The sequence below is a fragment of the Vibrio ichthyoenteri ATCC 700023 genome (assembly GCF_000222605.1).
GTDB classification, from domain to species: Bacteria; Pseudomonadota; Gammaproteobacteria; order Enterobacterales; family Vibrionaceae; genus Vibrio; species Vibrio ichthyoenteri.
This window is the reverse complement of the sequence record NZ_AFWF01000261.1, coordinates 1-2,155: the sequence shown is the minus strand read 5'-3', so window position 1 is coordinate 2,155 and position 2,155 is coordinate 1. Positions and strand designations below refer to the sequence as shown.

At 42.0% G+C, this 2,155-nt stretch carries 2 protein-coding genes; both read left to right on the top strand.

The annotated features are described in order from the left end of the window. Positions 1-71: 71 nt before the first annotated feature. A complete protein-coding gene (locus RH85_RS17545) occupies positions 72-479 on the top strand; it encodes a VOC family protein (RefSeq protein WP_006714050.1) in 408 nt (135 codons plus the stop codon). Positions 480-588: 109 nt separating this feature from the next. Next, positions 589-1,845, top strand: coding sequence for a cyclic di-GMP phosphodiesterase (locus tag RH85_RS17540; RefSeq protein WP_006714049.1), 1,257 nt, complete (start codon positions 589-591; stop codon positions 1,843-1,845). Positions 1,846-2,155 lie beyond the last annotated feature (310 nt).

Sequence of the window (2,155 nt, the reverse complement as noted above, 5' to 3'; positions counted from 1 at the left end):
TTCTAAAGTACTAATTACATCCGTTGATATTTCGCTATTCTTTAATGAAAACAGTCAGTTTGGAGAATGTGATGTATCAACTTACCCCCTACCTATGCTTCTCTGGCCGTTGTGAAGAAGCTCTTGAGTTTTATCAGCGTTGCTTTCGCGGTGTTGTGTTGACTAAGCAGTACTTTCGCGATGCGCCTCAATCTGTTGAAGGTGCGAACCCTAATTGGATTATGCATGCTGAGTTTGAAGCTTTTGGTCTCAAGTTAATGCTATCTGATGGCATGGTTGTTAGTGACGTATCAGGAAATAATATTGCTTTATCATTAGTTCTTGATGATCTTGATCTCCAAGAAAAGTTGTTCGATAAGCTCGCGGATAATGGCGCAGTGATGATGCCGCTCGCGGACACCTTTTGGGGCGCAAGGTTTGGTAAAGTAGAAGATCAGTTTGGCATCCGTTGGATGCTACATTGTGATTTGGTTAAATAACCGCCATAAACGCTGCTAACTTCTCACAAATGATGTTTTCATCTAGAAAGATAGAGCTTTAACACTAAAATAGCCGCGTTTTATTAGGTTTCGTAGTCGTATCTAGAGCGTGGCAAATATCAAAATTACCGTAGACCGAATTCAACCCGGTTTGCACATTCGTTTACCAGTTAAGTGGAACGAACATCCTTTCCTTTTGAATAGTTTCAAAATCAAAAGCCAAGATCAAATTCGCGTCATTCGTCATTTGGGGATTAAGTATGTATACGTTAATGCCGATCAAAGTGACGTGTCGCCTTTACCTGTGCAGCAAAGTGAGAGCTCGACAGCTGATTCAATCAATGAAGCGATGGATAGACGAGCAGAACAATTATGGCAAGAGAAGCAGCAACGAATTGAAACAATGAGTGCGTATCGTCGTCGGGTTGTGGAATGTGAGAAAGAATTTGAACGTTCGCTTGCTCGTATGCGTGCGGTGATGACCAAAATTCGCAATCGCCCAGAGCAAGCCGTTGATGAAGCGCAACTGCTGGTGGAAGATATCGTTGATCGCTTGATGAGTGATGGGGATGTCACTCTACATTTAATGAACGGGCAAAGTGAATTTGAGGATATCTATTTTCATTCACTTAATGTTGCTGTGTTATCGATGTTAATCGGTAAAGCGAAAAAGCTTGAGGTGGGTGTCATTAAGGAACTCGCATTTGCCGCCTTGTTCCATGATATCGGCAAGATCAAGATTCCAACCGCCATCTTACGTAAAACGGTTCCGCTAACGGAGCCTGAGCAAAACTACTTAAAGCTGCACACTAAATATGGTTTAGAATTAGCAGATAATATAGAGGGCTTTCCGGACTCCGCTAAGCGAGTGATAGAAAATCATCATGAAACTAATGATGGGTCTGGCTATCCGCAGGGACTGAAGGGGGAACACATTGATGTGCTTACTCAGATTGTTGCGGTGGCGAATGCTTATGATGCCTTATGTCATAACCCAGTCGCGGCTAAGCAGAAGATCCCTTATGTCGCTCTTGCTCATCTATATAAGAACTGCAAATCTCTTTATAACAATGAGAACCTCAGTATCTTAATTAAGTTTATGGGGGTGTACCCTCCGGGAACGGTAGTACAGCTTTCAAATGAGATGGTTGGTTTAGTTATCTCGGTAAATTCTGCCCATATCCTCTATCCGAATGTTCTTATCTATGATCCCGCAGTGCCACGAAGCCAAGCACCGATCATCGACTTGGCACAGAAAGACATAAAGATAGTGAATGCTATTTTACCGAGTAAGCTACCGGAGAAAATTAAAGAATATCTTAATCCTCGCGCGAGAATTTCCTATTTCATCGAAGGGGAAGGTTAAGTTATCAACAGGTTTTTGTGAGTAAATGGTGGGTATGTTGAGGGTATCTTGAGTGTAAATATCAGGTAGTTCAATGATTGCGCAGTTAAGCAGTTTTTATAAGAAAAAATGCATTTTAGACTTGCCAATAAAAACCAGTTCCCTATAATGCGCATCCACTGACAGGGCAGACGCCGCAAGGCTTCAGCGTTGGTCAGAGAGGTTAAGGCAACTGAGAAAAATTAATTGGAAAAAGTGTTTGACTCTTTCAATTATCTCGTTAGAATTCACCTCCGCTTCGAGAGAAACTCTCGCAGCAAAGCTCTTTAAC

Excerpts from the sequence above, each read along its gene's own strand:
- RH85_RS17545 (WP_006714050.1), top strand. The coding sequence starts at position 72 with ATGTATCAACTTACCCCCTACCTATGCTTCTCTGGCCGTTGTGAAGAA.